The sequence below is a fragment of the Pseudomonas sp. CFBP 13711 genome (genome assembly GCF_014842265.1).
Classification (GTDB): Bacteria; Pseudomonadota; Gammaproteobacteria; order Pseudomonadales; family Pseudomonadaceae; genus Aquipseudomonas.
On record NZ_JACYVI010000005.1, the window covers coordinates 91770 to 111701 of the forward strand.

Annotated in this window: 17 protein-coding genes; 12 read left to right on the plus strand and 5 right to left on the minus strand. The window is 60.4% G+C overall.

The window, feature by feature from the left end:
• The first annotated feature begins 177 nt into the window (after window positions 1-177).
• A complete protein-coding gene (locus IFT47_RS11385) occupies window positions 178-1044 on the plus strand; it encodes a bestrophin family protein (RefSeq protein WP_407073263.1) in 867 nt (288 codons plus the stop codon).
• 395 nt (window positions 1045-1439) lie between these two features.
• On the opposite strand, the gene IFT47_RS11390 is transcribed toward IFT47_RS11385, so the two are convergent.
• The 3 genes from IFT47_RS11390 to IFT47_RS11400 all read right to left on the minus strand — a co-directional run bounded on the left by IFT47_RS11390 (window position 1440) and on the right by IFT47_RS11400 (window position 5557).
• A complete protein-coding gene (locus tag IFT47_RS11390) occupies window positions 1440-2444 on the minus strand; it encodes an asparaginase (protein ID WP_192174539.1) in 1005 nt (334 codons plus the stop codon).
• A 30-nt stretch (window positions 2445-2474) separates the two neighbouring features.
• A complete protein-coding gene (locus tag IFT47_RS11395; protein WP_192174540.1) occupies window positions 2475-3929 on the minus strand; it encodes an alanine/glycine:cation symporter family protein in 1455 nt (484 codons plus the stop codon).
• Window positions 3930-4132: 203 nt separating this feature from the next.
• Window positions 4133-5557, minus strand: coding sequence for an aspartate ammonia-lyase (locus tag IFT47_RS11400; protein ID WP_192174541.1), 1425 nt, complete (start codon window positions 5555-5557; stop codon window positions 4133-4135).
• Window positions 5558-5768: 211 nt separating this feature from the next.
• On the opposite strand from IFT47_RS11400, the gene IFT47_RS11405 reads away from it, so the two are divergent.
• The 5 genes from IFT47_RS11405 to IFT47_RS11425 all read left to right on the plus strand — a co-directional run bounded on the left by IFT47_RS11405 (window position 5769) and on the right by IFT47_RS11425 (window position 9559).
• A complete protein-coding gene (locus IFT47_RS11405) occupies window positions 5769-6680 on the plus strand; it encodes a LysR substrate-binding domain-containing protein (protein WP_192174542.1) in 912 nt (303 codons plus the stop codon).
• Window positions 6681-6891: 211 nt separating this feature from the next.
• On the plus strand, window positions 6892-7383 hold the full coding sequence (gene purE / locus IFT47_RS11410) for a 5-(carboxyamino)imidazole ribonucleotide mutase (RefSeq protein ID WP_065988179.1): 492 nt from the start codon (window positions 6892-6894) through the stop codon (window positions 7381-7383).
• A gap of 7 nt (window positions 7384-7390) precedes the next feature.
• Window positions 7391-8473: a 5-(carboxyamino)imidazole ribonucleotide synthase gene (locus tag IFT47_RS11415; RefSeq protein ID WP_192174543.1), complete on the plus strand. Its 1083-nt coding sequence runs from the start codon at window positions 7391-7393 to the stop codon at window positions 8471-8473.
• Window positions 8474-8697: 224 nt separating this feature from the next.
• Window positions 8698-8943 (plus strand): GlsB/YeaQ/YmgE family stress response membrane protein, encoded by a 246-nt coding sequence (locus tag IFT47_RS11420; RefSeq protein ID WP_037016790.1) that lies wholly within the window; start codon window positions 8698-8700, stop codon window positions 8941-8943.
• Between the two features lie 79 nt (window positions 8944-9022).
• Window positions 9023-9559 carry a DUF3299 domain-containing protein gene (locus IFT47_RS11425; RefSeq protein ID WP_192174544.1) on the plus strand — a complete coding sequence of 179 codons (537 nt, stop codon included), beginning with the start codon at window positions 9023-9025 and terminating at the stop codon, window positions 9557-9559.
• 156 nt (window positions 9560-9715) lie between these two features.
• Here IFT47_RS11425 and IFT47_RS11430 read toward each other — a convergent pair whose 3' ends face one another.
• Both IFT47_RS11430 and IFT47_RS11435 read right to left on the minus strand, forming a co-directional pair.
• Window positions 9716-10627, minus strand: a complete 912-nt coding sequence (locus IFT47_RS11430) for a D-hexose-6-phosphate mutarotase (RefSeq protein WP_192174545.1) — start codon at window positions 10625-10627, stop codon at window positions 9716-9718.
• 108 nt (window positions 10628-10735) lie between these two features.
• Window positions 10736-11137: an acyl-CoA thioesterase gene (locus IFT47_RS11435; protein ID WP_093466337.1), complete on the minus strand. Its 402-nt coding sequence runs from the start codon at window positions 11135-11137 to the stop codon at window positions 10736-10738.
• A gap of 380 nt (window positions 11138-11517) precedes the next feature.
• On the opposite strand from IFT47_RS11435, the gene IFT47_RS11440 reads away from it, so the two are divergent.
• The 6 genes from IFT47_RS11440 to phoU all read left to right on the plus strand — a co-directional run bounded on the left by IFT47_RS11440 (window position 11518) and on the right by phoU (window position 19842).
• A complete protein-coding gene (locus tag IFT47_RS11440) occupies window positions 11518-12816 on the plus strand; it encodes an MFS transporter (RefSeq protein WP_192174546.1) in 1299 nt (432 codons plus the stop codon).
• Window positions 12817-12963: 147 nt separating this feature from the next.
• Window positions 12964-13944: a phosphate ABC transporter substrate-binding protein PstS family protein gene (locus IFT47_RS11445; protein WP_192174547.1), complete on the plus strand. Its 981-nt coding sequence runs from the start codon at window positions 12964-12966 to the stop codon at window positions 13942-13944.
• A 185-nt stretch (window positions 13945-14129) separates the two neighbouring features.
• Entirely contained in the window at window positions 14130-16415 is a 2286-nt protein-coding gene (locus IFT47_RS11450) for an ABC transporter permease subunit (protein WP_192174548.1), read from the plus strand.
• A gap of 15 nt (window positions 16416-16430) precedes the next feature.
• Window positions 16431-18101, plus strand: coding sequence for a phosphate ABC transporter permease PstA (gene pstA / locus IFT47_RS11455; protein ID WP_192174549.1), 1671 nt, complete (start codon window positions 16431-16433; stop codon window positions 18099-18101).
• A 97-nt stretch (window positions 18102-18198) separates the two neighbouring features.
• On the plus strand, window positions 18199-19032 hold the full coding sequence (gene pstB, locus IFT47_RS11460; protein WP_065988194.1) for a phosphate ABC transporter ATP-binding protein PstB: 834 nt from the start codon (window positions 18199-18201) through the stop codon (window positions 19030-19032).
• Window positions 19033-19083: 51 nt separating this feature from the next.
• Complete coding sequence (gene phoU, locus IFT47_RS11465; RefSeq protein ID WP_133773894.1) at window positions 19084-19842, plus strand: phosphate signaling complex protein PhoU; 759 nt, start codon at window positions 19084-19086, stop codon at window positions 19840-19842.
• Window positions 19843-19932 lie beyond the last annotated feature (90 nt).

Below are 19932 nucleotides of genomic sequence, written 5' to 3' on the forward strand. Positions count from 1 at the left end.
GACCCGGTGGAGAAGCGATTCAGCTTTCCGCTCGTATTTGGTTACATATAGCCTGTGGGCGTAACGAACGAAGTTGTTCTCACGTATTCGAAGCCTTGGGTCGAGCCTTTGCCGACCGATTTAAGCGTATTGCGGAGGTGGCTTTTGCAGGAATTCATCGTCAAGAAGTACCGGGCCATGATCCGGACGTTTACCTACATCGGCTGGTCATTGTTCTGGCTGCTGATTTGGGACGTCGTCGTCACCGTCGACTTCATGCTGTTTCTGGATCGCAAGATCACCCTCCCATCAATGCCCTTGACCCTGTTGGGTTCTGCGCTGGTCGTGCTGACCAGTTTTCGCAATACCAGTGCGTATAACCGCTGGTGGGAGGCGCGCACGTTATGGGGTGCGCTGGTGAATAACTCCCGCAGCTTCGCCCGGCAGGTGCTGACCTTCATTGATGACGAGGACGGCCTGAACCCGGTCAAGGCCACGCTGTTGCGCCGGCACGTCGCTTATGTCGAATGCCTGTCGGCTCATTTGAAGGGCAGTGATTGTGGCGAGCAGGTGACCGCGATGATTTCCCGGGAAGAGTATGAGCGCCGCACGCGCACCAACAACTTCCCCAACGCGATTCTCAATGAGTCCGCGGCGATCATCGCTCAGGAATACAAGGCCGGCCGCCTGGACAGCATTCGTCTGGAACGGCTCGAAGCGACGCTGGTGGAAATCTCCAACAACCAAGGCGGCATGGAGCGCATCGCCAATACCCCGTTGCCTTACCCGTACGTGACGTTCCCGCGCCTGTTCATCACGCTGTTCTGCATCATCGTGCCGATCGGTCTGGTGGAAACGCTGGGCTGGTTCACGCCGCTGGCGTCCACCGTGGTCGGCTTCATGCTGCTGGCGATCGAGAAAATCGGCACCGACTTGCAAAGCCCGTTCAAAGCCTCCGAGCACGAGATCCAGATGAAAGCGCTGTGCGAAAACATCTCCGGCAATCTGAATTCAATGCTGCAGGATGCGATGGACAAGCGGCCGGTTGAGGTGGCTTATTCGTGATGAGGTCATGCCCTTGCTCTGAGAGGGCATGAACGACGCTAGGCGCATCTGGACTGAGAGGATGCTCTATCCGCGAGCTATCCAGCGGTCGAGAGGCCGCTTTTGCATCAAGAATGAAGCCACCGCAAATGCACCTGTTGTTACACGAGTTGTGGGAGCGACCGGGGTGGCGTTCCACCTTGCTCGCGAAGAGGTGGGAAGGTGCGCTGAATCTTCAGCGGCTGAAATGCCGTCTTCGTGAGCAAGCCCACTCCCACAGGATTGGGTTTGCTGCGCGAGCAAAGTGTCTGGACGCCGGGTAATTTGCGACCCGTTGCGGGTTACCGACCTTGCGATATGTCTTTGCTCATCGCAGACAAAGGCCTGCAGATCATCATCTGAGCGCCGCCACTCGCTCAGCGCAACTCCCCACACACGTCCAGCTCTACCAGCCGCCGCACTTCATCCCCACTCAGACCAGCCCCCAGCAGCGCATGCAGCTTGCCGAACGCGGCTTCGCGGGTCATGCCGCCGCCGGACAGCACGCCGACGCCCCGCAGCCGGCTGCCGGCCTCATACACATCCAGTTCGACGCCGCCTTCGTGGCATTGAGTAATCGCCACGACCACGATGCCTTTCTGGTGAGCACGCTGAAGGCTGGCGAGGAAGTCGACATCATCGCTAGGCCCTGTGCCGTTGCCGAAGCATTCCAGCACAAGCCCCTGAATACCGCTGTCGATCATGCCGTCGAGCTGAGCACCGCCGATGCCGGGAAACAGCGGCAGCACCGCAACGTTCGCCAGTTGCTTGGGCTGGCGATAGTCCAGTGCCGCCGGCAACGCCGAGGCGGCCTCACCACCCCGTGCGCGATTAAGCGCCGCGAAAGGATTACGGCCGAAGCTGCGAATCTTTGCGCAACGAGTCGGTTCCAGCAGCTCCCCGTGGAAGTACAGATGCACTCCCGCGGCAAGCCCTTGCCCCAAAGCCTGCAAGGCGCCGTTAACGTTTTCCCAGGCATCGCTGTCGGGAACGCCCGCTGGCAACATTGAGCCGGTGAACACCACAGGGGCATTCAGGCCCAACAGTTGAAAGCTCATGGCCGCTGCGCTGTAGGCCAGGGTATCGGTGCCGTGCAGAATCAGCACGGCGTCGCACCCTTGCGCTTCAATTGCATCGACCACCGCCTCACGCAAGCGCTGCCAGTAGGCGGGCGTCATGTTGGCGCTGTCGATCAGGGGGGACATTTCGCGGAACGACCACTGCGGTACCACCATTTCGGGCAGTGCAGCCAGTTGCTCAGCCATGCGCGCTTCAAAGCCGGAAGCGGGTGCCAGCCCGTTTTCGCTGGCCTGCATGCCGATGGTTCCACCGGTATACAGGACCATTACCTGGCGGGCTGATGCGTGGTTTTCGCGATTCATGCCTGTCTCCCTTGATTGACGTTCAAATGATCAACGCGCGTCCGTGACGGGTTTGCCGCCGATTGCTGCCGCGTGCGCTGCAGGCTGCGCAGCATCGGGCTTTGGCCAGGCTTTCAGGTCCAGGTCCAGATCGGGGAACTGGCTGGAGTCGAAAACCGGCGTTTTGATGCCGGCTTTACGCTGGGCATCGTAGTCTTTCAGCACCCGCAGCGCGATTTTGAACAGCATCGCCAGCGCGATCAGGTTGACGAAGGCCAGCAGCGTCATGGTGATGTCGGCGAAGGCGAACACCGTGCCCAGATCCTCGACCGCACCCCACAAGATCAACGCCAGAACCAACACGCGGTAGCCGAAGATGGCCTTGCGGTTCTCGCCCAGCAGGAAGCGCAGGCTGTTTTCGCCCAGGTAGTAGTTGTAGAGAATCGAGGTGAACACGAACAGCGCCAGCGCCACACTGATGAACAGCTTGCCCCAGTCACCGACGACGGCGGCGAGGGAGTTCTGCGTCAGGGCAATGCCATCACCTTCGAAGCCGGGGGTATAGAAACCCGACAGCAGGATCAGCAACGCGGTGCAGGTGCAGATGACGAAGGTGTCGAGGAACACGCTGAACGCCTGAACCACACCTTGTGCCACCGGGTGCTCGACCTGAGCCACCGCTGCCACGTTGGGTGCGCTGCCAAGGCCCGCTTCGTTGGCGAAGACGCCCCGTTTGACGCCCATGACAATGGCACTGCCGATCAGGCCACCGAACACTTCATCCATGCCGAATGCGCTTTTGACGATGGTCATCAGCATGTGCGGAACGTGTTCGAACTGCACGCCAATGACATACAGCGTGACGGCGATGTAGACCAGCGTCTTGATCGGCACCAGCAGGTCGGCGACCTTGGCGATGCGCTTGATCCCGCCGACGAACACCAGGCCCAGCAGAATCGCCAGACCGACGCCGGCGTAGCTTGGCGAGATCTTGAAGGCGTCGTTGAGCGAGTGGGTCACGGCGTGGGATTGCAGGCCGTTGAAGGCGAACCCGAAGGTCACCAGCAACAGCACCGCCATGATCATGCCCAGCCAGCGTTTGCCCAGGCCGTGCTGAATGTAATACGACGGGCCGCCGCGGTATTGGCCTTCGGCGTCGCAGCGTTTGTACAGCTGGCCGAGGGAGCATTCGAAAAAGCTGCTCGCCATGCCGACAAGGGCAGTGACCCACATCCAGAACACCGCACCGGGTCCGCCGAGGGTGACCGCGATGCCGACGCCTGCGATGTTACCGGCGCCGACGCGGCCGGCAAGGCTCAGCATCAGGGCCTGGAACGAACTCAATTGGCCCGCGCTGCTGCGCAGACTGTCGCGGAACACCGCGAACATGTGAAAGAAGTGACGGAACTGAACGAAACGCGAGCGAATCGTGAAATATCCACCGAGCCCAACAATGAGCACGATCAGTACTTTTCCCGAGAGGAAGTCGTTGATGACTTCAAGCATTGGTGTTTCCTCGCTTTCTTAGAGGGTGCGCACTATACCGGCGCGCGTTATTGGAGTCTTTATCCGGTTTGTTTCATGCCCAAATGACGCCGGGCAAAAAAAAGGGCCTGGAAGCGTGTGCTCCCGGCCCTCAAAAGGGTGAGGGGTGTCTAGACCCTCAGCCTGGTGATCGTGTTGCAAGTGTCGCAAGGGGGCCGGACGGATCAAGCCTTCAAGGGCACGAGTCGCGGCGCAATCATGTTCTCGGGGCGCAGGATGTCCGCCAGCATGACGTCATCGAGCAAGCCCTCTTCGCGCACCAGCTCCAGCACGCCACGGCCTGTTTCCAAGGCGACGCGGGCGATACGGGTGGCGTTTTCGTAACCGATGTACGGGTTCAGCGCAGTGACGAGGCCGATCGAGTGCTCGACCAGTTCACGGCAGCGCACTTCGTTGGCGGTGATGCCGACTATGCAGTGCTCGCGCAGCATGTCCATGGCGCGCTGCAGCAGGCGAATCGAGTCGAAGATCTTGTAGGCGATCAACGGCTCCATCACGTTGAGCTGCAACTGGCCGCCTTCGGCAGCGATGGTCAGCGCCAGGTCGTTGCCCATGATTTCGAAGGCGCACATGTTCACCGCCTCCGGAATCACCGGATTGACCTTGCCCGGCATGATCGAGCTGCCTGGCTGACGCGCAGGAAGATTGATTTCGTTGATGCCGGTGCGCGGACCGCTGGAGAGCAGGCGCAGGTCGTTGCAGATCTTCGACAGCTTGACTGCAGTGCGCTTGAGCATGCCGGAGAACAGCACGAAAGCGCCCATGTCGGAGGTGGCTTCAATCAGGTCGGCAGCCGGCACCAGCGGCTGGCCGCTGATGGTCGCCAGACGCTGAACGGCCAGGTGCTGATAACCAGGGTCAGCGTTGATGCCGGTACCGATGGCAGTGCCGCCCAGATTGACTTCGGTCAGCAGCTCAGGCGCCAGACTGCGCAGGCGATTGAGGTCTTCAGTCAGCGTGGTGGCGAAGGCGCGGAATTCCTGACCCAGGGTCATTGGCACCGCGTCTTGCAATTGGGTACGGCCCATTTTCAACACGTGGTTGAACTCGTGACCTTTGGCCGCGAACGCCTGAATCAGGCTGTCGAGGCTGGCGAGCAGCGCGTCGTGGCCCAACAGCAAACCCAGGCGAATGGCCGTCGGGTAGGCGTCGTTGGTGGACTGCGCCATGTTCACGTCGTTGTTCGGGTGCAGGTATTTGTATTCGCCCTTGGCATGGCCCATCGCTTCGAGCGCGATGTTGGCGATGACTTCATTGGCGTTCATGTTGGTGGAGGTGCCGGCGCCGCCTTGAATCATGTCGACAACGAACTGATCGTGGAAATCACCGCGGATCAGTCGTGCGCAGGCTTCGCTGATGCCCGCATGCTTCTCGCTGCTCAAATGGCCCAGCTGATGGTTTGCATCCGCCGCTGCCTGCTTGACCATCGCCAGCGCTACGACCAGCTTGGGGTAGTGCGAAAGCGGAACGCCAGAGAGGCGGAAGTTGTGCACTGCGCGCAGGGTCTGGATGCCGTAATACGCTTCAGCGGGTACTTCGAGAACGCCAAGCAAGTCTTTTTCGATGCGAAATGATGCAGCGGAGGACATGATAGAGAAAGTCTCAAGATGGGCACGGACTAAGCCGGAACGCCCTTGATACTAGGCCTGTGGGCTATTCTGGACCAATGCTGTAAAACGCTGCCCTATGCACAATCGGCATAATGTCGCTGTGACGCGGGGATTGTGACGAGCGTGTGAATCAGTGTATGAGGCTCCTGTTCGCACCCGCGAATGCGCAACTTTTAAGGCTGGAGAAACGATGAACCTGGAAAGCAAATGGCTGGAAGACTTCAGCGCGCTGGCCGCGACCCGCAGTTTTTCCCAGGCGGCGGAGCGTCGGTTCGTCACGCAACCGGCCTTCAGCCGGCGCATTCGCAGCCTTGAAGCGGCCCTTGGCCTGACGCTGGTCAATCGCTCGCGCACGCCAATCGAGCTGACGGCGGCGGGGCAGTTATTCCTTGTCACCGCGAGGACAGTGGTCGACCAGCTCGGCGAGGTGCTGCGTCATTTGCACCATCTGGAAAGCGGGCAGGGCGAGGTCATGCAGATCGCCGCTGCCCACTCGCTGGCGCTGAGCTTCTTCCCGCGGTGGATCGCGCAGCTGCGCAACGAAGGACTGAATATCGCCACGCGCCTGGTCGCTACCAACGTCGGCGACGCGGTGCATGCGCTGCGTGAAGGCGGTTGCGATCTGATGCTGGCGTTCTATGACCCCGACGCCGCACTGCAGATGGACGCCGAGATCTTCCCGTCGCTGCACCTGGGCGTGACCGAAATGCTGCCAGTCTGCTCAACCGATGAAGAGGGGCGTCCGCTGTTCGACCTGGAAGGGGAACAGAGCGTGCCGCTGCTGGCGTACAGCGCGGGTGCGTTCTTGGGTCGCTCGGTGAATCTGCTGTTGCGCCAGCGCAGTGTACGCTTCACGACGATTTACGAAACGGCGATGGCTGACAGCCTCAAGGGCATGGCGTTGCAGGGGCTGGGTATCGCGTGGGTGCCGCGCCTGAGCGTGACGGCGGAGCTCGAACGGGGAGAACTGGTGATCTGTGGCGGCACTCAGTGGCACGTCCCGCTGGAGATTCGGCTGTACCGATGCGCGCTGGTTCGCAAGGCCAATGTCCGGCTGTTGTGGCGCAAGCTGGAAGCGGGCGGCAGCTCGCCAGCCGCCTGACTTCGGAGTCAGTAAGTCCGGGCTTCCGTGGGCCGGTTTGGTAGGCTGACAGGAGGTCGCGGGCAGTCTGTCAAACGAGAGTCTTTGCGGTATACTCCGCGGCCTTCGGCCGGTTCGACTGGTCATAATTTGTACGACAAGCCACGCCGGTTTTCCCGCGTGGCTTGTTGTTTTTAGCCGCGCCTGCGGGCGCCCGATGAGAGGCACGACGATGAGCGCACTGGTTGGCGTGATCATGGGCTCCAAGTCCGATTGGTCCACCCTTAGCCACACCGCCGACATGCTTGAAAAGCTCGGCATTCCGTACGAAGTCAAAGTGGTTTCGGCGCACCGCACGCCTGATCTGCTGTTCAAGTACGCCGAGGAAGCCGAAGGCCGTGGCATCGAGGTGATCATCGCCGGTGCCGGTGGCGCCGCTCACCTGCCTGGCATGTGCGCCGCCAAGACTCATCTGCCCGTTCTGGGTGTGCCGGTGCAGTCTTCCATGCTGTCGGGCGTTGATTCATTACTCTCCATCGTTCAGATGCCTGCCGGCATTCCGGTCGCGACGCTGGCCATCGGTAAAGCGGGCGCGATCAACGCCGCGCTGTTGTCGGCCAGTATCCTGGGCGCCAAGCATCCACACTTCCACGCAGTGCTGAAGACATTCCGCGCTGAGCAGACAGACAGCGTTCTGGACAATCCAGACCCACGCGAGGCCTGAGGTTTTCATGAAGATCGGCGTAATCGGTGGCGGCCAGTTGGGCCGCATGTTGGCACTGGCGGGGACCCCGCTGGGGATGAACTTCGCCTTCCTTGACCCTGCACCGGATGCCTGCGCCGCTGCGCTTGGCGAGCATCTGCTCGCCGATTACGGCGATCAGGAACACCTGCGCCAGTTGGCGAATGATGTCGATCTGGTCACCTTCGAGTTCGAAAGCGTGCCGGCAGAAACCGTCGCCTTCCTCTCGCAGTTCGTGCCGGTTTACCCGAGTGCCGAAGCGCTGCGCATCGCCCGCGATCGCTGGTTCGAAAAGAGCATGTTTAAGGACCTCGGCATCCCGACGCCGGCGTTTGCTGACATCCAGTCCCAGGCGGATCTGGACGCTGCGGTGGCCAGCATTGGTCTGCCGGCCGTGTTGAAAACCCGCACGCTGGGTTACGACGGCAAGGGCCAGAAAGTCCTGCGCACGCCCGAAGACGTAGTCGACACCTTCGCCGAGCTGGGCAGCGTGCCATGCCTGCTTGAAGGCTTCGTGCCGTTCACGGGCGAAGTCTCGCTGATCGCCGTACGCGCCCGTGATGGCGAGACCCGCTTCTATCCGCTGGTCCACAACACCCACGACAGCGGCATTCTGCGCTTGTCGATCGCCAGTACCGATCACCCGCTGCAGGCGCTGGCTGAAGATTACGCCGGGCGCGTGCTGAAGCAGCTCGATTATGTGGGCGTGCTGGCCTTTGAATTCTTCGAAGTCGATGGCGGCCTGAAAGCCAACGAAATCGCCCCGCGCGTGCACAACTCGGGTCACTGGACCACCGAAGGCGCCGAGTGCAGCCAGTTCGAGAACCATCTGCGCGCCGTTGCCGGACTGCCGCTGGGTTCGACGGCCAAGGTCGGCGAAAGCGCGATGCTCAACTTCATCGGTGAAGTGCCTGCAGTGGAGCAGGTCATTGCCGTCGAAGATTGCCACCTGCATCACTACGGCAAAGCCTTTAAAGCCGGGCGCAAGGTCGGCCACGCCACCGTGCGCAGCAAAGACCGCGCGACGCTGGATCGTCAGGTGAAGCAGGTCGAGGCACTGATCAAAAACTGATCATCGCGGTGGCCAGTCTTGACCGCCTCCGTAGGAGTGAGCTCGCGCGCGATGGCATTTGTCCGCGACATCATTGCTGTCTGACCCAGCGTGATCGCGAGCAAGCTCGCTCCTACAGTGTCCTTCATATCCTGTTGAACCATTTCGCCGGGCCACACCTCTCATAGCGTGTTGCCAATAGCCAGCTAGGCTTTGGCATATTCATTCAAACAGAGGGACATGGCATGGGAATCATCGGAACCATCTTCATCGGCTTGATCGTAGGTCTGCTGGCGCGCTTTCTGAAGCCAGGCGACGACAGCATGGGCTGGATCATGACCATCCTGCTCGGTATCTGCGGCTCGCTGGCCGCCACTTATGGTGGTCAGGCGCTGGGTATCTACCGCGCAGGCGAGGGTGCAGGTTTCCTCGGTGCGCTTGTCGGCGCGATCATCCTGCTGGTGATCTACGGCATGATTAAAAAGCGTTAAGCACGCCTGGCCCTCTGCGCTATTGCGGCGCAGAGGGCTAGAATGCCCGGCACTCAACTCCTCCCGCCGAGCATCTCCAATGCGTCATCTCCTCTTCGTTTCACTGCTGCTGGTCTGCGGACTGGTACGCGCCGCTGAATTACCCGAAACCGACTGGCTTGAACTGATGCCGAAGTCGGATCAGAAAGCCCTCGAAGCCATGCCCGAAATCGACCACAACTCGCCGGAAGGCCAGGGCACGTTCGACAGTAAAGGCGGTTTGAAGCAGAGCAAGGGCTTGCCTGCCGTCATGTATTCCACCAAAACCGTCGCGTCGATGAACGACAAAACCATCCGCCTGGGTGGCTATCCGGTTCCGCTGGAGACTGATGCGAAGGGTCACAGCACGCTGTTCTTCCTCGTCCCGTACCCGGGCGCCTGCATCCACGTGCCGCCACCGCCGCCGAATCAGCTGGTGCTGGTGCGTTATCCGAAAGGCCTGAAGATCGCCGACATCTACACACCGTTGTGGGTCATCGGCACGTTGAAGGTGGAGAAGGTCAGCAATGATCTCGCCGACGCCGCCTATGCGCTGGACGCATCGAAAGTGCGTATGGTGGTTGAGGCGGATTTATAGGGCGCTTACACACCGCGCATATTCGGTGGGTCCGGCTCGATGCATTGTAGGACTGGCTTCAGCCGGGAAGGCGTCGGGTGTCACACCACAAAATTGATGGTGCTCAAACCGGCCCCTTCCCGGCTAAAGCCGGTCCTACAAAATAGCGCAGTGTTGTCAGGCCTCTGCCAACGGCTCGGCCCAGATGCTGACGCTCAGCGCATGCATATCACCTGGCTTGAGCGTCACGACGTCGGTCAGGACGTTGGCCGTCTCAACGCACACCATGCCCTTCCAGCCCTCAGGCTGCATGTCGTCGAAGGTTTTGGTCTTGGCGATCCACGGGTTCCAGACGATGGCCGATTGCGAACCCGTCGTCTGAATCTGAATCCGGCGTTTCCACTGCGGGTCGACCACTGAAATCAGGTCAGGCGTGTCCTGATAAATACGGTCCGTCTCGCCAGTGAACGTGATGTCACCCACCTGTACGTTCTGGGTATCCCAGCTTTCCAGTGTGTTCAGGTACTCGACGCCATCCAGCCCTTCGATACTGATCCGGCTCACATCGCTCACCGCGAAATAACTGTGCAGCGCCTGACTCAGCGTGACGTCTTCGGCGCCAGCGTTGAAGCTCACCAGACTGACATTCAGCGCGGCATCCAGGCGGATGTGCAGCTTCAGGCCAACGGTGTGCGGCCACCCCGACAAATGTCCCTCGGCCTGGGGCTGGATGAATTCGACGATCAATGCGTCGCCGTCCTCACCGACGCCCATCAACTCCCAGTCGATCGCCCGAACTTCGCCGTGGGCCTTTGCCGGCTCGTCGCTCTCGCGCATGGCCTGCACGCTGGACGGGTTTTTCTGGAAATTGCCAAACCACGGCCAGCAGATAGGCATGCCGCCGCGAATAGGCTTGCCCGATTTGAACAACGCGCCCGGGTTGGACCAGATCAGCGGCTCATCGCCGTCCACCTGGTAACTGATGATGTGCGCGCCTTGCTGGGCGATCACCAGTTCGGCCTGACCGTGGCGGATGCGCCAGCAATTAAGCTCACCGAGCTGGAAGGATTCGACGTTTGACGTAGGCATGGGGGTTCTCACTCGAAGGACAGTGACTGAATCAGACTGCGCCAAGCTTGATGAGTTTGTTGCGCAAAGCCAAGGGCGGGCACATCGGCGCCCACCCGGGCTTGATGATCAGCGTCGAGCCGGCACCGAACGGGTACGGCCGCTGCCGTCGATGGCGACAAAAACGAACACCGCCTCGGTCACCTTGCGCCATTCACTGGACAGGGGATCATCGCTCCACACCTCGACCATCATCTGAATCGAGCTGCGGCCGATTTCCAGGGTCTGGGTGTAGAACGACAACTGCGCGCCCACCGCGACGGGCACCAGAAACGCCATGCGGTCTATGGCAACGGTCGCCACACGGCCGCCGGCCACCTTGCTCGCCATGGCAGTGCCGGCGAGGTCCATCTGGGCAACCAGCCAGCCGCCGAAAATGTCGCCAAAGCCATTGGTTTCGCGGGGCAGGGCGGTAATCTGCAGGGCAAGATCGCCCTGCGGTATCGGATCTTCTTGTTCGAGCTCAATCATTATTGGGTCCCTCTGACCCATGACTCTAGGTAGTCTTCATTTCGTTTAAAGGGAAACTCTGCGAAAACGACTTGGGCAAATGGCTTCGCACAACTTCCCTGAAGAGACCGGCTGAGTCGTGGCCGGCGAGTATATCGGGCGCGCCGTCATGAAACGACCGCCGCTTTTTCATGATGCCTTCGCGTCATTGCAATCCATGTGCATTTGTACGCAATTTGCTATCGTGCCGGACCGACTTGGCGCACTACGCCATTTTTGGCACGCAATTTTGATGCCCGATTAACTTTTCGAGTCGAGAAATCGCGTGTGAAGCCGTTACCCACGGTTGAGTCACCGTTGATTTTTCGCCCAAAGAGAGCCTCAAAAGAGAAGCCACTGTCATGTCCTCTGTGCCTTTAAGCGCCACCCAGCCTTCGCGCCCGTTGAACCGTAACGATTACAAAACCCTTTCACTGTCTGCTTTGGGCGGAGCGTTGGAGTTCTACGACTTCATCATTTTCGTGTTCTTCGCAGCAGTGGTAGGCAAGCTGTTTTTCCCCGTCGACATGCCCGAATGGCTGCGTTTGATGCAAACGTTTGGCATTTTTGCCGCCGGTTATCTGGCTCGGCCCCTGGGCGGCATCGTCATGGCGCATTTTGGTGATCTGCTGGGCCGCAAGAAAATGTTCACCCTCAGCATTTTCCTGATGGCCGTGCCGACGCTGATCATGGGCTTGCTGCCCACTTACGCGCAGATCGGCATCTGGGCCCCCATGTTGCTGCTGCTGATGCGCGTCATTCAGGGCGCCGCAATCGGTGGCGAAGTGCCTGGCGCGTGGGTATTCGTTTCCGAACACGTTCCCGCCCGTAACGTCGGTTACGCCTGCGGTACCCTCACGTCCGGCCTGACGGCCGGGATTTTGCTCGGCTCGCTGGTCGCCACCTGGATCAACAGCGTGTACTCGCCCGTTGAGGTATCGGACTACGCCTGGCGGATTCCTTTCCTGCTCGGTGGCGTCTTCGGTCTGATGTCGGTTTACCTGCGCCGCTGGCTGCACGAAACCCCGGTGTTCGCCGAGCTTCAATTGCGCAAGCAACTGGCTGAAGAAGTGCCGCTCAAAGCGGTATTGCGCGATCATTGCGGCGCCGTCGTGCTGTCGATGTTGCTGACCTGGCTGCTCTCCGCCGGCGTGGTGGTGGTCATTCTGATGACGCCGACCCTGCTGCAGAAGGCCTACGGGTTCGCACCTGCCGACACCCTCAAAGCCAACAGCCTCGCCATTGTCTTGCTGAGTCTGGGATGTATCGGAGCTGGCGCGCTGGCGGATCGAGTCGGCGCGGGCCTTGTGTTCCTGTTCGGCTCGCTCGGTCTGCTGGTGAGTTCGTGGACCTTCTACCATATGATCGGCACGCACCCGGATCTGCTGTATCCGCTGTACGCGATCACCGGTTTGTTCGTCGGCACCATCGGCGCAGTGCCGTATGTGATGGTCAAAGCCTTCCCGCCGGTGATTCGCTTCACCGGGCTGTCGTTTTCCTACAACTTGGCGTACGCCATCTTTGGCGGTTTAACGCCAATGGTCGTCAGCCTGATGTTCGCCGCCAACCCGATGGGCCCGGCTTGGTACGTGGCGATTCTTTGCGCCATGGGCATGGGGATTGGTGTTTACCTGATCAAGAGAAAGCCGGTCGAGTCCTGATCGAGCCACCGGCAAATCCTCCTGCTGAAACCTAGGCCGCCAGTCGTAATGACTGGCGGCCTTTCATTTGATTGTCATATTCCGGTCATAGAGTAGTCACATGGCCATCATCGATGGCGGCACTCTTCACCTCGCCAGGAGCAAGGCATGACCTTCAAACGTTTGATGACGGCGCTGACGTTCGTCGCGGCTGGCGCGGCTATCGGCAGTGCTTCTGCCGCCGTCGACCCTGCAATCAAGCCCTACGTCAAAACCAGCGGTGTCTCCGGGAATCTGTCCAGCGTGGGCTCCGACACCCTCGCCAATCTGATGACGATGTGGGCCGAGGCCTACAAGAAAGAATACCCAAGCGTGAACATCCAGATTCAGGCTGCCGGCTCCTCAACAGCGCCGCCCGCACTGACCGAGGGCACTGCAACGCTGGGACCCATGAGCCGCAAGATGAAGGACGGCGAACTGTCGGCCTTCGAGCAGAAGCACGGCTACAAGCCGACGGCGATTCCCGTGGCAGTGGACGCGCTGGCGGTGTTTGTCCACAAGGACAACCCGATCAAGGGCCTGACGCTGCAGCAGGTCGACGCGATTTTCTCCGCGACCCGGCTGTGCGGCGCCAGGACCGATGCAAAAACCTGGGGCGATGTGGGCGTGACAGGAGATCTGGCCGGCAAGGCCATCCAGCTGTTCGGGCGCAATTCGGTGTCCGGCACCTACGGTTATTTCAAGGAAGAGGCGCTGTGCAAGGGCGACTTCAAACCCAACGTCAACGAACAACCCGGCTCTGCTTCGGTGGTCAGCTCCATCAGCAATTCGCTGAACGGCATTGGCTACTCGGGCATTGGTTATAAAACATCCAGCGTGCGCACCGTACCCCTCGCGAAAAAAGAGGGCGGCGAGTTTGTCGAAGACAACGAGGCCAACGCGCTGAATGGCACTTACCCGCTGGCGCGCTTCCTTTATGTGTACGTCAACAAGGCGCCGAACAAACCGTTGAATCCGCTCGAAGCCGAGTTCGTCAGATTGATCCTGTCAAAACAAGGTCAGGAAGTTGTCATGAAAGACGGGTACATTCCGTTACCAGCCAAGGTCGTCAGCAAAGCCTTGGCTGATCTGGGGCTACAAGAACGGTAGCGAGCGCGCTGCCCAGACAACCCTGATGCGGGGTGACAGGTTCGTCCCGCCACAAACGACAAAGGCCTTATGGAACGAGGCTCGCAGAACACTGAACAGTCCGTTGCCCCGATTCAGGAGCGGCGGGCTTTTTTGCGTCACCTCGCTGTCATGTATTTGTCATACAGAGTGGCTACGGTGTGCGCATGAATGATTTGGCCAATTCATCAATGACCGAAAACCCCCGTCCCGAGCGCATCGATTTCAATGCGCCCGAGCTGCAACGCAAGCGCAGGATCCGTGCGCTCAAAGACCGCCTGACGCGTTGGTACGTGTTAGTGGGCGGTCTTGCCGTGTTGGCCGCCATCACCCTGATCTTCTTCTACCTGGCTTACGTCGTAGCGCCGCTGTTTCAGGGGGCGAAACTGACGCGCAGCGATGCTCAAACACCCGCCTGGCTGCAAGATGCCGGCAACCCCATGGTGCTGGTCATCGAAGAGCAGAATCAGGTCGCCATGCGCGTGTCCGACAAGGGCGAAGCGCTGTTTTTCCACCTCAAGGACGGCGGCGAAATTTCCCGCGTGGCCTTGCCAATCCCTGCTGGCGCGAAGGTGACGTCGGTGGCCCAGGATCAGCCCGGCAAGCCTTTGATTGCGGTCGGCCTGTCCAACGGCCAGGTGCTGGTGTTCAAGCACGCTTACCCGATCAGCTATCCCGACAACAAAAAAACCATCACCCCCACGATTACTTATCCCTACGGCGAGACGCCGCTGGTGCTGGACGAAGGCGGGCGGGCGCTTGAGCACGTCAATCTGAATGCCAGCGACACGACCCTGATTCTGGCCGGTGCAACCGGTACCCAGCTGCACGTGTTGTCGCTGACCCAATCCGAAAACCTGATGACCGGCGAAACCGATCGCGAGCAAAGCCGCATCGACTTGCCGCAACTGTCGGCGGCGGTCAAAGCCATTTACGTCGACCCGCGCCAGCAGTGGCTGTACGTGATCAACGGTCGCGCGCTGGTGGATGTGTTCGACCTGCGCGATCGCACGCTGAACGGCCGCTACAAACTGCTTGAAGACGCCAACGCCGAAACCACCGCCAGCACGCAATTGGTGGGCGGCATCTCGCTGGTGATCGGCAGCTCCAGAGGCAATATCGCGCAGTGGTTCATGGCGCGGGACGTCGATGGCGAGATGCGTCTGCAGCACATTCGTGACTTCAAAATGAGCGGCGCGCCGATTTCTCAGATCACCGCCGAGCAGCGCCGCAAAGGGTTCATTGCCATGGACACCTCCGGCAAGCTCGGCGTATTTCACAGCACCGCCCACCGCACGCTGCTGATCGACCCGATCGCCAGCGGCCCTGCTGTCATGGGGCTTTCGCCGAGGGCGGATCGCCTCATCGTTGAAGACAGCGGCAAGCTGCTGCCCTTGAGCCTGAATAATCCGCACCCGGAAATTTCCTGGAGCGCGTTGTGGGACAAGGTCTGGTACGAGAACTACGACGAACCCAAATACGTTTGGCAATCCACCGCATCCAGCAGCGACTTCGAGCCCAAGCTCAGCCTCGCGCCTCTCACCTACGGCACGCTTAAAGCCGCCTTCTACGCCATGCTGCTGGCGGCGCCGATTGCCGTCGCCGCTGCTATCTACACGGCTTACTTCATGGCGCCGCGCATGCGTCGCAAGGTCAAGCCGGTCATCGAACTGATGGAAGCGATGCCGACGGTCATTCTCGGCTTCTTCGCCGGCCTGTTTTTGGCGCCGTATCTTGAAGGGCACTTGCCGGGCATCTTCAGCCTGCTGATCTTCACCCCCATCGGCATTCTGCTGGCGGGGTTTGGCTGGACGCGCTTGCCTGACTCGATTCGCCTGCGGGTACCCGACGGCTGGGAAAGCGCGATTCTGATTCCGGTCATTCTGCTGATTGGCTGGGTCTCACTGAGCATGAGCCCGCACCTGGAGAACTGGTTCTTCGGCGGCGACATGCGCGCGTGGATCACCAACGATATGGGCATCACCTACGACCAGCGCAACGCAATGGTGGTCGGAATCGCGATGGGTTTTGCGGTCATCCCCAACATTTATTCGATTGCCGAGGATGCCGTGTTCAGCGTGCCGCGTGGCCTGACCCTCGGCTCACTGGCCCTCGGCGCCACGCCGTGGCAGACACTGGTTCGCGTGGTGATTCTCACGGCCAGCCCGGGGATTTTTTCTGCGCTGATGATCGGCATGGGCCGCGCTGTGGGCGAGACCATGATCGTGCTCATGGCCACCGGTAACACGCCGATCATGGACATGAACCTGTTTGAAGGCATGCGCACCCTTGCGGCCAACGTGGCGGTGGAGATGCCCGAGTCGGAAGTGGGCGGCAGTCATTATCGCGTGCTGTTCCTCGCCGCCCTGGTGCTGCTGATGTTCACATTTGTCATGAATACCTTGGCAGAGCTGATTCGTCAGCGCCTGCGCAAGCAGTATTCGTCTCTCTAGGGCAGGTTGAAACCGATGAAGCAGACCTCCCTCAAGCGGTGGTTCAACAGTGGCGGCCCCGGCGTCTGGTTGAGCGCGGGTGCGGTGTCCATCGCGGTGATCATGACCATCGGCCTGCTGGCGGTGATCGCCGTGCGCGGGCTGGGGCATTTCTGGCCCGCCGATGTCATTTCCGCCCAGTACGATGTTCCCGGGCAGGAAAGCCACGTGCTGGTGGGCGAGCTGGTGCAGTCCGAACAAGTGCCGCGCGCCAGGCTCAAGGCCGCCGGGTTGCCGGTTCCTGATCAGGGGCCTGAGTTCATGACCCGCGATCTGTTCAAGGTCGGCAACCGGGATATCAGCCCCAGCGATTTCAACTGGGTCATTGGCGAGTGGCTCAAGGACCCGCGCAAGCCTGCGGAATTGATGACCCTGGAGCGCCGCGAGTGGGGCAACTTCTACGGCTATCTGGTCAACGTCAAGGAAGACGGCAAAGTAGTCGCCGAGGGTGAAGCCGCATGGTCGCAACTGCAGGCGCGTATCGAGCGGGTGCAGGGCATTTCCGATCAACTGGACGACCTGGAGAAGGGCGAGATCGGCGCGATCAACCACGGCATCGAGCGGCTGCGTCTGCAGGCGCGCAAGCTTGAGCTCAACGGCGAACTCGATGCCGCCGCACAGGCCGACATGGCCAGTGAGCGCGCTGAATACGACGCGCGCTACAAGGAAGTCGAATCGCGGCTGGGCGCGTTGCACGCCGAATACAATCGCGACAGCCTGACGGCCCGTGACGCCAACGGCAAAGAAATCGAGATCAGCATCGGCAAGGTGGTTCACGCGTATCAACCCAACGCCATGGGCACGATGACCAAGCTGGGGTTCTACTTTCAGAAGCTTTGGGAGTTCCTCAGCGACGACCCGCGCGAGGCCAATACGGAGGGCGGTATTTTCCCGGCGATCTTCGGCACCGTGATGATGACGCTGATCATGGCCGTCATCGTGACGCCGTTTGGCGTGCTCGCCGCTGTGTATCTGCGTGAATACGCGCGCCAGGGCGTGATGACGCGCTTGATCCGCATCGCGGTGAACAACCTCGCGGGCGTCCCTGCCATCGTCTACGGCGTGTTCGGGCTGGGCTTTTTCGTTTACGTGCTGGGCGGATCTCTGGATCAGCTGTTCTTCCCCGAAGCCCTGCCGGCGCCGACGTTCGGCACACCGGGCTTGCTGTGGGCATCGTTGACCCTGGCGCTCCTCGCCGTGCCGGTGGTGATCGTTGCCACCGAAGAAGGCCTGGCGCGCATCCCGCTGACGCTGCGCGAGGGCTCGCTGGCTTTGGGCGCGACCAAGGCCGAAACGCTGTGGAAGATCGTTTTGCCCATGGCCAGCCCGGCCATGATGACCGGCCTGATTCTGGCCGTCGCGCGAGCGGCCGGTGAAGTGGCCCCGCTGATGCTGGTGGGTGTGGTCAAGATGGCGCCTTCGCTGCCGCTGGACGGCAATTACCCGTATCTGCACCTTGACCAGAAGATCATGCACCTGGGTTTTCATATCTACGATGTCGGTTTTCAAAGCCCCAACGTCGAGGCCGCGCGCCCGCTGGTGTACGCCACGGCGCTGCTGCTGGTGCTGGTGATCGCGCTGCTGAACCTTTCGGCGGTGACGATTCGCAACCGCCTGCGCGACAAGTACAAGGCGTTCGAAGACTGAGTTGGCTTCAAGCGGCACGCTGAGAAGCCGCATACCGTATCAGCACCACATTTGCAGCTTGCGGCTAGAGGCTTGCAGCTACGAACGGAGAGAGACCATGCAACACGAACCCCACGCCCACGGCATCAACATGTCGGCCCTGGGTCGCAAACGCCAGGTGCTGGATCTGGCGAACGAAGCCGTTGCGCTGGAAGTGCCGGGGCTGGATCTCTTCTATGGCGAGAAGCAGGCGCTGTTCGACATCCGCATGAACATCCCGAAACAGCGCGTCACTTCGTTCATCGGGCCGTCCGGGTGTGGCAAGTCCACCTTGCTGCGCACCTTCAACCGCATGAACGATCTGGTGGACGGCTGCCGCGTACAGGGCGAGATCAAGCTCTATGGCCACGACATCTACACCAAAGGCGAGGACGTCGCCGAGTTGCGTCGCCGGGTCGGCATGGTGTTCCAGAAGCCCAACCCGTTTCCGAAGACCGTTTACGAGAACGTCGTTTACGGGCTGCGTATTCAGGGCGTGAACAAAAAGCGCGTGCTCGATGAGGCCGTCGAGTGGGCCTTGCGTGGCGCCGCACTGTGGGACGAAGTCAAGGACCGCCTGCATGAGTCGGCGCTCGGACTTTCCGGTGGTCAGCAGCAACGTCTGGTGATCGCCCGCACCATCGCCGTCGAACCCGAAGTGCTGCTGCTCGATGAGCCGTGCTCCGCGCTCGACCCGATTTCGACCCTGAAAGTCGAAGAGTTGATCTACGAACTGAAATCCAAATACACCATTGTGATCGTTACCCACAACATGCAGCAGGCGGCGCGCGTGTCGGATTACACCGCGTTTCTGCACATGGGCAAGGTGGTCGAATACGGGGACACCGATACGTTGTTCACCAATCCGACCAAAAAGCAGACTGAAGACTACATAACCGGTCGTTACGGCTAGCACGTGTTTCGTCAGCCTTGAACCACCGCGCAATCAATCGGACGGACACTCATGATCAAAGACAGCCATACACATCACATCTCCCAGCAGTTCAACGCTGAACTGGAAGAAGTTCGCAGCCACCTGCTGGAAATGGGTGGTCTGGTCGAGAAGCAGGTCAACGATGCGGTCACCGCGTTGATCGAAGCCGACTCGGGCCTGGCCCAGCGGGTGCGCGAGGTGGACGACCGCATCAACCAGATGGAGCGCAACATCGATGAAGAGTGCCTGCGCATTCTGGCCCGTCGTCAGCCTGCCGCGTCCGACCTGCGTCTGATCATCAGCATCTCCAAGTCGGTCATCGACCTTGAGCGCATTGGCGATGAGTCCACCAAGATCGCTCGCCGTGCGATTCAGCTGTGCGAAGAGGGTGAGTCGCCGCGTGGTTACGTCGAAGTGCGCCACATCAGCGATCAAGTCAGCAAGATGGTGCGCGATGCACTGGACTCGTTCGCCCGCTTCGACGCCGATCTGGCGTTGTCGGTTGCGCAGTACGACAAGAACATCGACCGCGAGTACAAGACCGCGTTACGTGAGCTGGTCACCTACATGATGGAAGATCCGCGTTCGATCTCTCGCGTGTTGAATGTGATCTGGGTCCTGCGTTCCCTGGAGCGTATCGGTGATCATGCGCGCAACATCTCCGAACTGGTGATCTACCTGGTGCGCGGTACCGATGTCCGCCACCTGGGCCTCAAGCGCATGCAGGAAGAAGTGAAAGGCCTGACCGCCGAAAGGATTAATGTTCTGGACACGCCTGACGATAAATAAGATTGCCTGAGAAAAAACGCCTGGCGACCGCCGGGCGTTTTTGTTTCTCCGGTCTGCCCATATTTTTCAAGTCACCCGCGAATAAAAGTC

Bases quoted from the DNA above. Each gene is read 5' to 3' on its own strand.
- IFT47_RS11395 (WP_192174540.1), bottom strand. From the start codon at position 3,929: ATGCTTGAAGTCATCAACGACTTCCTCTCGGGAAAAGTACTGATCGTG.
- IFT47_RS11445 (WP_192174547.1), top strand. From the start codon at position 12,964: ATGACCTTCAAACGTTTGATGACGGCGCTGACGTTCGTCGCGGCTGGC.
- IFT47_RS11435 (WP_093466337.1), bottom strand. From the start codon at position 11,137: ATGATTGAGCTCGAACAAGAAGATCCGATACCGCAGGGCGATCTTGCC.
- IFT47_RS11390 (WP_192174539.1), bottom strand. From the start codon at position 2,444: ATGAATCGCGAAAACCACGCATCAGCCCGCCAGGTAATGGTCCTGTAT.
- phoU (WP_133773894.1), top strand. From the start codon at position 19,084: ATGATCAAAGACAGCCATACACATCACATCTCCCAGCAGTTCAACGCT.
- IFT47_RS11440 (WP_192174546.1), top strand. From the start codon at position 11,518: ATGTCCTCTGTGCCTTTAAGCGCCACCCAGCCTTCGCGCCCGTTGAAC.
- pstA (WP_192174549.1), top strand. From the start codon at position 16,431: ATGAAGCAGACCTCCCTCAAGCGGTGGTTCAACAGTGGCGGCCCCGGC.
- purE (WP_065988179.1), top strand. From the start codon at position 6,892: ATGAGCGCACTGGTTGGCGTGATCATGGGCTCCAAGTCCGATTGGTCC.
- IFT47_RS11400 (WP_192174541.1), bottom strand. From the start codon at position 5,557: ATGTCCTCCGCTGCATCATTTCGCATCGAAAAAGACTTGCTTGGCGTT.
- IFT47_RS11425 (WP_192174544.1), top strand. From the start codon at position 9,023: ATGCGTCATCTCCTCTTCGTTTCACTGCTGCTGGTCTGCGGACTGGTA.
- pstB (WP_065988194.1), top strand. From the start codon at position 18,199: ATGCAACACGAACCCCACGCCCACGGCATCAACATGTCGGCCCTGGGT.
- IFT47_RS11430 (WP_192174545.1), bottom strand. From the start codon at position 10,627: ATGCCTACGTCAAACGTCGAATCCTTCCAGCTCGGTGAGCTTAATTGC.
- IFT47_RS11415 (WP_192174543.1), top strand. From the start codon at position 7,391: ATGAAGATCGGCGTAATCGGTGGCGGCCAGTTGGGCCGCATGTTGGCA.
- IFT47_RS11385 (WP_407073263.1), top strand. From the start codon at position 178: ATGATCCGGACGTTTACCTACATCGGCTGGTCATTGTTCTGGCTGCTG.
- IFT47_RS11405 (WP_192174542.1), top strand. From the start codon at position 5,769: ATGAACCTGGAAAGCAAATGGCTGGAAGACTTCAGCGCGCTGGCCGCG.
- IFT47_RS11420 (WP_037016790.1), top strand. From the start codon at position 8,698: ATGGGAATCATCGGAACCATCTTCATCGGCTTGATCGTAGGTCTGCTG.
- IFT47_RS11450 (WP_192174548.1), top strand. From the start codon at position 14,130: ATGAATGATTTGGCCAATTCATCAATGACCGAAAACCCCCGTCCCGAG.